7 protein-coding genes and 1 tRNA gene are annotated in these 9,796 nt (G+C 36.9%); 2 read left to right on the top strand and 6 right to left on the bottom strand.

From position 1 onward, the window contains the following. Window positions 1-34: 34 nt before the first annotated feature. The 5 genes from H7U22_RS15650 to H7U22_RS15630 all read right to left on the bottom strand — a co-directional run bounded on the left by H7U22_RS15650 (window position 35) and on the right by H7U22_RS15630 (window position 3,144). Window positions 35-265, bottom strand: coding sequence for a nucleotidyl transferase AbiEii/AbiGii toxin family protein (locus H7U22_RS15650; protein ID WP_248284770.1), 231 nt, complete (start codon window positions 263-265; stop codon window positions 35-37). Between the two features lie 11 nt (window positions 266-276). Beyond that, on the bottom strand, window positions 277-777 hold the full coding sequence (locus H7U22_RS15645) for a DUF6922 domain-containing protein (RefSeq protein ID WP_187072277.1): 501 nt from the start codon (window positions 775-777) through the stop codon (window positions 277-279). Between the two features lie 66 nt (window positions 778-843). Further along, window positions 844-2,133 (bottom strand): site-specific integrase, encoded by a 1,290-nt coding sequence (locus tag H7U22_RS15640; protein ID WP_187072276.1) that lies wholly within the window; start codon window positions 2,131-2,133, stop codon window positions 844-846. A 248-nt stretch (window positions 2,134-2,381) separates the two neighbouring features. After that, window positions 2,382-2,453, bottom strand: a tRNA-Arg gene (locus H7U22_RS15635). Window positions 2,454-2,607: 154 nt separating this feature from the next. After that, complete coding sequence (locus H7U22_RS15630) at window positions 2,608-3,144, bottom strand: AAA family ATPase (protein WP_187072275.1); 537 nt, start codon at window positions 3,142-3,144, stop codon at window positions 2,608-2,610. A gap of 485 nt (window positions 3,145-3,629) precedes the next feature. Between H7U22_RS15630 and H7U22_RS15625 the strand changes: the two genes are divergently transcribed. Both H7U22_RS15625 and carB read left to right on the top strand, forming a co-directional pair. Continuing rightward, the gene (locus tag H7U22_RS15625) at window positions 3,630-3,947 is read left to right on the top strand and encodes a carboxypeptidase regulatory-like domain-containing protein (RefSeq protein WP_187072274.1); all 318 of its coding nucleotides are present in this window, start codon (window positions 3,630-3,632) and stop codon (window positions 3,945-3,947) included. 212 nt (window positions 3,948-4,159) lie between these two features. Then, the gene (gene carB, locus H7U22_RS15620; protein WP_187072273.1) at window positions 4,160-6,997 is read left to right on the top strand and encodes a carbamoyl-phosphate synthase large subunit; all 2,838 of its coding nucleotides are present in this window, start codon (window positions 4,160-4,162) and stop codon (window positions 6,995-6,997) included. A gap of 96 nt (window positions 6,998-7,093) precedes the next feature. Here the strand turns inward: carB and H7U22_RS15615 are convergent, their stop codons facing one another. Continuing rightward, a complete protein-coding gene (locus tag H7U22_RS15615) occupies window positions 7,094-9,535 on the bottom strand; it encodes an outer membrane beta-barrel protein (RefSeq protein ID WP_187072272.1) in 2,442 nt (813 codons plus the stop codon). Window positions 9,536-9,796 lie beyond the last annotated feature (261 nt).

Genomic DNA, 9,796 nt, shown 5'->3' with positions numbered 1-9,796 from the left:
CTGCTTTTTTCAAGCAACAACTCTGGGGGTCAATTTAAAATTGGCGAAAGGGGGTCAAATTTATTGGTATATGCACCATTAGGGCACCTGTGCCAATCACTTTTAAATTGGAGCCGTAATTCCACAGCACATGATCCTGCAGCAAGTGAGGATCAAATGTTTGCATCGAAAATAAATCAATATCGATGGATATCCTATGTCCAATTTTTAACGATAATGCGGTTCCACCCACCAGAAAAAATTGTTCCAGCTTTTGGTCGTTCATTAATTTCTGGATTAAATCCAGTGTTTCTGGTGTGACTGTGTTTTTATATAACATTTCAGTTGATTTTTATTCAACTGGAAATATTTACATACTTTGTCTATTATTAATTCGGGTAGATCACCAATTTCATTTTTAAGGGAATCTGTGATTTTCTCTTTGCCGTAGAATTTTATCATTACATCCCAATCATTTTCATCGCCTCTGCTTAACACTCTTTCGATGACGATTTGATAAGCCTTCTGCCAATTGATTGCAGAATACCTCATATCCCAAAATAAGCCTTTGGGAAGTTCCGGTCTCTCTAGTTTCGTTAAGATTGGCTTGCGTTCAATTTTAATTTGGTCATTTTCAAAGGGCTGCTTTTTTTTTGACAGGTAGTTGCTTATGGTATGATAGCTGTAATCTGGATAGCTATCACAGAAATTTTTGAGGCTGGAGAAAACATCCAACTCAATCCCCGTGAATCTTTTCCAGTGAACCAATACCACTCGTGCCTGCCTTAAACCTTTCATCACGACAAAAATAACAAAAAACCATCAATAGACTAATATTCTGAAATATTTACCAGTTTAAGTGGTTTAAGTTCCCTGATAAAGTTTTAGAATCTTTATTTTCGATTTATTCTTCTTTTTAGGCGCTTTAACATTAGCTCTTTTTGAGAGCTTTTCGGCCAGCAGTGACATGTCATACCCTGTTTTGGAATCCAACACTTTAGCATAGTGCTGTGTGGTTTTTAAACTATTATGTCCTAGCATTTTCGAAACGGTTTCTATGGGTACACCATTGGAAAGTGTTACTGTTGTCGCAAAAGTGTGCCTCGCCAAGTGGAAGGTTAAGATCTTGGTTATACCACAGTGATCAGCAATTTCCTTTAGATAACTGTTCATCCTTTGGTTAGAATATACCGGAAGAGCCAGGCCTTTTATTTCGCAAATCGGGTGTTTTTTATAACGGTCTAAAATCTCTTTTGCCTCCGCCAGAATAGGAATACGAGATGGCGTCTTAGTCTTTGTTCTAGAAGTAAATATCCATTCCTTGCCGTCGTCTCCAATCTGGACTTCACTTCTTTGGAGTTTTTGCACATCTATATATGCAAGGCCGGTATAGCAACTAAAAACAAAAATATCCCTAACTTGGATATGCCGTTGCACATGGAGAGTTTTTGCTCGCATGGTGTCAAGTTCTGTTTGTGTCAAGAAAGTTCTCGCAGAGGGCTTGGCGTTTAACTTATAGTGCAGGAAAGGATTGGCAACAATCCATCCACTAGCCAGACTGAAAAATATCATCTTCTTTAAATGGACTATATATTTCTGGGCGGATATTGCCATGCATCCTTTTTCTACCCTGAGATAATGTTCATATCCAGTAATAAATTCAAAATTCACTTTAACTAAGGGGTAATCGGGTTTGTCATATTTAAGCACGATATATGCAGAAAGGTGTTTTATCGAGCTCCTATAAGTCTTAAGGGTATTTGCACTGTAACCATTCCCAACAAGCTCAGCAAATTTTTCATTGTGCTCCTGAAATATTTCAAGAATCATTTTCCATTTTGTGCCTTTTCCAAGGTAGTTGTTGCGGATCGTTTCTGCATCGATTTCTTCATCACGATCTATCATGCCAGTGTGAATCTTCCGGATTTTGGCGATGATGCTGTTCATGTAATCGTTCAGGACTCGACTTTCCATCCTTGTGCCTATCACCTTATTTCGACGGTTATCCCATTGGTCTGGATGGATCTCTCTTCCGATTGAGATTTCTGAACGTTTTCCACCTACACTAATGCGCAAATAGATTGGTGAAAGGCCATCTTCGTTGTGTTTTTTTTGCTTTTTCGGATAGAAAAGCAGATTGAAATTCTGATTCATAAGCTTGAATTAAAGGGTTAACAAAGTTAGATTTGCAACCTGACTAAAACAAGATGTTCAAAATCCGAACATGCTGACAATCAGTATTTTATCCTCAATCCGTGGTAGAAATTTAATTTCTTCCAAAACTCACCGATTTACTCACCAAAATGAATAAAAAAGGGCTTTTTTTGATGTTTTTTGGTAAAAACAAAATCCTGTAAGTATTTGATTTACAGGATTTTGAATCATTTTAGCATACATAAAAGTGATCCCGACGAGAATCGAACTCATATCTAAAGTTTAGGAAACTTCTATTCTATCCGTTGAACTACGGGACCAGCGTAATGCGAGCAAAGATAATAAAAAATCACATCAGCCCTTAAAAACAGATTTTATTAAATTAGAAAGTTAAAAGTATTACTCTTAAAGCTAGATTCTAATCAAAAATAGGCACAAGAATCAATTTGAAATCTTTTGCTACAGCGGATTCAATTATTTTGAGCTTTGCAGAAAAACATTAATGGCATCAATGGCATTTTGATTCCGATTGTGCCCATGTCCGCTAATTACTTTATAATTTGCATTCAAGGCTTTCAATTCCTTGTGCCAAACCTCCATAAAATATTCACGCTGGTTTGGGAAATCACGAAGAGGATCATCCTGCCAAGGTAAATCGATATCCAACAAAATGTAAAAATCGTAGGGGCGTTTTGGCAAGGCATCTAAAACAATTTGTGGGGTTTCGCCCAGCATTTCATCGCTCCAAATTTTAACGGTAACAAATGTGGTATCGCAAACTATAAAGTCATTTTCTGTGGTAGCAAGTATAGCATCTTCTAGCGCAACCTGCCCATAATACATATTTACCTCATCTTGCAAAGTATATGGGCCTACTAAAGCTTCGCAATAGTAACGGGCATATTCTGGCACCCAGGCAACTTTGTAATATTTAGCCAAGAATTGAGACATGGTCGATTTCCCCGTACTCTCTGGCCCAACAATGGCTATTTTTTTAATTGATTTGTTCACGATGTAAAATAAGATACAATAACTGCCTTTTTAATCAGGTTAATCTGTTAAGCCAAATGTAAAGGAAAATGGCGTTAAACAAAAAAATCCGGTCGAGGAGGGCTCCTCTGACCGGATAATAAACCAAACAAACTATTTATGAAGAAATCCTCTTGCGGTTAACTACTCCGCTGAGGAAGCTTTAGATCTTACTCTAAAGTATTTACAAAACGCAAATACGATGAGCTTATTACAACATTATTGCCAATAATTGAATCATCACAACTTCGTGACTTAAATCTGACTTCCTAAGCAGGTTTTTGAAAATCTTTTAACATCAATTAACATTTGAGGGTGATAAAAGGATTTAGTACGAACAGGCCTTGTATAATTTATAGTACGTTTGATGTAGGAGTGTTCATTATTTAAAACTAAATGCATCAAAATGTGTTATTTATTTCGGACATTAAGAAAAAATTTAAAATTTTAACAAAATCATCATCCCCATGAAAAAGTTAAGTATTATTCTATCCCTTATTGTTGTTTTATCGATAGGATTAATTGCATTCAAGAATATTAGGTTAGGTGGCATAATGGGAAAAATAACTCCAGTAGATGGAGCGTCTTCAGTTTCTTTAGTTGCTGGAACCGATACCTTAAAAGCGCAGATTAGCCAAGGCGCATTCGGCTTTACAAATTTAAAACAGGGCGTTTATACCATTTGGATTAAAGGCAACGCACCATACAAAGATACTATGATTGAAAACGTTGCAGTAAAAGATAGTGCAACCACCGATCTTGGCGAAATTAAATTATTGCAATAGTTCAATTTGCAAAAGAAAAATTTAAAAAGAGGGCGTAATCGGCCCTCTTTTTTATTTTAAAAAAATCAGCTTAAAATACTTCTAAAGGTGTATCTTTGCATCCCGACAGAACAGTTGGGATTTTCTTCTTATAAAAGCAAAAAACCTCCTTGCTTCATGGTTCTAACAAGAACCGACACTTTAGAAATTTAATTTTTGTATTAAGCTTTATCATGCCTAAAGACACTTCCATACGCTCAGTACTTATTATCGGATCTGGCCCTATTATTATTGGCCAAGCCTGCGAATTTGATTACTCGGGTTCTCAAGCAGCGTTATCCTTAAAAGAAGAAGGAATAACCGTTTCAATTATCAACTCCAATCCGGCTACAATTATGACGGATAAGGTTATTGGCGATCATGTTTATCTTCGTCCGCTATCTGTTGATTCAATCGAGGTTATTTTGCAAGAGCACATAGACTCTCCAGATTTGCCTAAAATTGATGCAGTATTGCCAACAATGGGAGGCCAAACTGCACTAAACCTTTGTGTAGAAGCTTCCGAGCGTGGTGTTTGGGAAAAATATGGTGTTAAAGTAATCGGTGTTGATGTAGCGGCTATCGAAAAAACCGAAAATCGTGAAGCCTTCCGCCAATTAATGGTTGATATAGGTGTGGGTGTAGCGCCATCTAAAATTGCCAATTCATTTTTAGAAGGTAAAGAAGCTGCGCAAGAAATCGGTTACCCATTGGTTATTCGCCCATCATACACTTTGGGTGGTTCTGGTGGCGGTTTCGTACACAAAAAGGAAGAATTCGACGCTGCGCTTAAACGCGGATTAGAAGCTTCTCCAACTCACGAAGTTTTAGTTGAACAAGCTGTTTTAGGCTGGAAAGAATATGAGTTAGAATTATTGAGAGATAGCAATGATAACGTAATTATCATCTGTTCAATCGAGAACTTCGACCCAATGGGAATCCACACAGGAGACTCGATAACAGTTGCGCCGGCAATGACCTTGTCTGATCGTTGTTACCAGGATATGCGTAACCAGGCGATTAAAATGATGCGTGCTATCGGAACTTTTGCAGGTGGTTGTAACGTTCAGTTCTCGGTTAATCCTGCCAATGATGATATTATCGCAATCGAAATTAACCCACGTGTATCTCGTTCATCTGCTTTGGCAAGTAAAGCAACCGGTTATCCAATCGCAAAAATTGCTGCAAAACTGGCTATCGGTTACAACTTGGATGAAATTGAAAATCAAATTACAAAAACCACTTCAGCCTATTTTGAACCTACTTTAGATTACGTAATCGTTAAAATCCCTCGTTGGAATTTCGATAAATTTAAAGGTGCAAATATGGAGTTGGGCTTACAAATGAAATCTGTGGGCGAGGTTATGGCCATCGGTCGTACTTTCATCGAAGCGCTTCAAAAAGCTTGTCAGAGTTTAGAAATTAACCGTGCAGGCTTAGGTGCGGATGGAAGACAAGTTCGCAATATTGAAGACATTATGTACGGTTTGGAGCATGCTTCTTGGAACCGTCTGTTCTTAATAAAAGATGCCATGACAACGGGGGTGCCTTTGGAATCTATCCGTAAGGTTACTAAAATTGATAAATGGTTCTTAAATCAGATTCAAGAGCTCGTATTGCTTGAAACTGAATTAAAAAGATATTCATTAAATAATATCCCTCAAGATTTCTTCATGACGCTTAAGCAAAAGGGTTTCTCTGATATTCAGATTGCTTGGTTGCTAGGAAACGTTACGGAAGATGAAGTTTACGATCGCCGTAAAGCTTTAGGAATAAATAGAGTGTATAAAATGGTTGATACTTGCGCAGCGGAATTCCCTGCAAAAACGCCATATTATTACTCAACTTTCGAAGAGGAAAACGAATCTATTCCTAGCGATAAGAAAAAGGTTATTGTTTTAGGTTCTGGTCCAAATCGTATTGGTCAAGGTATCGAATTTGATTATTCTTGCGTACACGGTTTGTTGGCTGCAAAAGAATCTGGAATCGAAGCCATCATGATTAACTGTAACCCCGAAACGGTTTCTACAGATTTTAACATGGCCGATAAATTATACTTTGAGCCAGTTTTCTGGGAGCATGTTCGTGAGATTATTGAGCTTGAAAAACCAATGGGCGTTATCGTTCAATTAGGTGGACAAACAGCTTTGAAAATGGCTGAAAAACTGACTGAAATCGGGGTTAAAATTATTGGAACCTCTTTCGAGAATATGGATATCGCTGAAGATCGCGGTCGTTTCTCAGATTTGTTAAAAGAATTGGGAATTCCTTATCCAAAATATGGTGTTGCCGAAAATGCTGAAGAAGCAATTGTTGTAGCAAACGAAGTTGGTTATCCAGTTTTGGTTCGTCCGAGTTACGTATTAGGCGGACAAGGAATGAGCATTGTAATTAACGACGAAGACCTTGAAAAAGCAGTAGTAAAATTATTAGGCGATTTACCAGGCAACAGAGTATTGATCGATCACTTTTTAGATAGAGCAGAAGAAGCAGAGTCTGATTCAATATCTGATGGCGACGATGTTCACATTGTGGGCATGATGGAACACATCGAGCCCGCAGGAATTCACTCAGGAGATTCATTCGCAGTTTTACCAACGTTCAGCTTGCCAGAATCGGTAACTAAATCGATGGAAGAATATTCTATTAAAATTGCAAAAGCGTTAAATGTAATCGGTTTATTAAACATTCAATTTGCCATTAAGGATGAGAAAGTTTATGTAATCGAAGCAAATCCAAGAGCATCGCGTACGGTGCCTTTCATTGCAAAAGCATACGATGTTCCTTACATCAATATCGCAGCGAAAATTATGTTGGGGGTAGCGAAACTGAAAGATTTCACCATAGAACGCAAGCTTAAAGGTTATGCCATTAAAGAACCTGTTTTCTCTTACGAAAAATTCCCTGAGGTTGCGAAAGAGTTAGGTCCGGAAATGAAATCGACAGGTGAAGCCATTCGTTTCATAAAAGATTTGGAAGACCCTTACTTCCGCAAGCTTTACAAAGATAAATCAATGTATTTGAGCAAATAATAGCAAGGGCGATGGAAACATCGCCCTTTTTTGTTTTAGGATTTATCCAATTCCGTCGGCTGAAGCCAGACGGCAATGTATAAACTTTCCTAAGCATTAATTTTTCATCCTACCTTGCTCTGATTCTGTTCCAGTAGCACGACGGCGAGCCGGTTTTACCTCATTTTTACCAAAGCGATAAGTAAAACTTATTCTGCCAATTTGGCTTTCATTTTTTTGATGCACGTAATAATTTAAACCTGGGTAAGCGCTGGATAAATTGTTTTCAGACATATTAAATATATCAGATAAAGCCAGCTTCAAGCTTGCCTTTTTATTAAATAGCGATTTACTCAAACCTGCATCAATAGAATAACGGGCTTTTAATTTTAATGTGCCATAATCTACAGGCGATTCATAACTGCCATTTAACTCACCGGTGAAACCACTCGCAATGGTAAAAGTTTGCTGAGATTTAAATTGAAAAGATGTTTTTCCAGTTTTTAAAGCACTTCCGGCTAAATCTGGCGCCTCGAAGCTCAAGTAAAAAACATTTAAATTGTTATTCGTTTGCCACCATTTGGTAAACTGCACCGGGATATTTAAGTTCGCATTGTAGCTGATGTTTTTGGCAAGATTCGCGTTTGTTTGGTATAATGCTTTTTGAGCTTCATCAGGCAAAAGAACTTCAGTAATTACATCATTAATTCTACTGTAGCCAACTGAAAGCATGTATTTTTGCATAAAAGTATAGCTCAATTCAAAATTGTTGGTGTATTGTGGGTTCAAAAATGGATTTCCTTTGTTGTATGTATATTGATCTAAGTAGTAAATAAAAGGATTCAAGGCATCATAACTTGGGCGATCGATTCTTCGGCTGTAAGAAAAACCCAGCTGGTTGTTTTTGGATAATGTTTGCTGAACAAATAACGTTGGAAAAAAATCCCAGTAACTTCGCTCTACCACAGTATTTGTAGTGATTAAATTTCCTTTAGAATTAGTTTGCTCTACCCTTAAACCAATCTGCACGCTGGTATTTTTAAACTGTTTATTTAAATTGGTGTAAGCAGCGTTAACATTTTCATCATAGATAAACTGATTGCTTCGGCGAAGATCATTTTGCCAATTATTGCTTACAAGCTCTTCTGCCTGCAAATCGTTATCGGTTATTACCCAGCTGCTTTTTACCCCAGCTTCTAACTTTATACTTTTGGTTAGTGAAACGTTGTAATCAATTTTAAATGCCTTAATATCAATTTTTGAAGGCGTATTGTTTCTGGTATAACTAATTGGGCGGATTCTATTTCCATTGGCAAATAGATAATCATTTTCATAATCAGAGCCATCATTTCCACTATATTTTGAATAATCTACATCAGCAGATAATTCTGAACCAGCGGTATCTAAAACCGATTTATAATTTAAGTTATAAGAAAGGTTGTTGTATTTGTTGGTTTGAAGGCTGTTCGAAACCAATGAAGAATCTACTTTTTGAAAAGATGGACCAATTAAAGTGTTATTTACCGCGGCCTCAGTTCCATGATTAAAATATCCATTAACGAGTACGCCAATAGTATTTTTCTTATCGATAAAATAATCTAACCCTGCCTTAAAATTATTATTCTGTTGTTTTCTACGACTTGTTCCGGCCTGCATAAAATACGTATCTGGTGTGCCGTTTGAAATTCTATCGATCGTAATTAGATTCTCTCTTTCCGTTTTTCCATAATTGTAATTTCCAAAAAGATTCACTTTCTGGGTTCTATGATTCAGGTTCAAATCTGCATTACCCCTAAAATTTTTCCCATAACCAAGGGTAGCATTTGCACTTCCATTTGTTCCGCCGTTTTTACTTTTTTTGGTTTTAATATTGATAATCCCCGAATTGCCAGAAGCGTCATATTTAGAAGATGGATTGGTAATCAATTCTATACTTTCTATTTCAGAACTCTGCATGTTTCTAAGCAAGTTGGCCACATCAGCACTGCTCATATAAGTTTGTTTTCCATCCAATTGAATCAAAACACCTTGCTTGCCCTGCATAGAAATATTATCGTTCTGATCTACAGAAACGCCTGGTGCTTTTTGTAAAACTTCGAGGGCATTAGAGCCCGTCATGATGGCGCTACTCGAAACATTCATAACCACTTTATCCATTTTGCGCTCAATTAATGGTTTTGTTAGGGCAACTGTAACTTCCTTTAAATTTTGGGTTGAAGAAATCAATTGTGCTGATCCAAAATCTATTTTCTGGTTTCCATCTGCAAGTGTTAAGGTTTTACTTTTGATGGTTTTATAACCCATATTGCTAGCTTTATAAAAGTAATCTCCTTTGATGGGGATCATGAATCCAAAAGCTCCTGTTGGATCTGTAAAAGCTGTTTTAACTACGCTAGAATCGGAGGCTTTAAAAAGCACAACGGTTACATAATCTGCTGGTTTCTTATTTTCATCAAGGATAGTTCCAGTAATGTTTGCCTTTGCTGAGGTTTGTGCAAAGGAGCTATTTCCCGTAAAAACGGCAAGTATAATGAGTGCTATTTTGTAAAAATTTTTCATCGGTTTAAGTTTATTCGTTTAAAAAATTGGGCAAAAAGATTTCCATAACACATTTTAATGCGCTTTCCATTTATATTGCTCTCCTGTTTAAAGTTTAGTAGCAGAAACGAACGGTTTCCACCTTTTTAGTTATTAATAGGACGACCGTTTTTTAAAAAGGTTACAAGAATTTTAGAAATGAATTATCATGGCACAAAAAAGAGGCTGTCTCAAAAAGAAAATGGTTATGTGAAACAGAATAAAATATTGTTTTTACACCTG

Origin of the sequence: Pedobacter fastidiosus (assembly GCF_014306625.1) — a bacterium.
In the GTDB taxonomy this organism is placed as follows: domain Bacteria; phylum Bacteroidota; class Bacteroidia; order Sphingobacteriales; family Sphingobacteriaceae; genus Pedobacter; species Pedobacter fastidiosus.
Note: the sequence above shows the minus strand (reverse complement) of the source record. Positions and strands in the feature narration are given on the sequence as shown.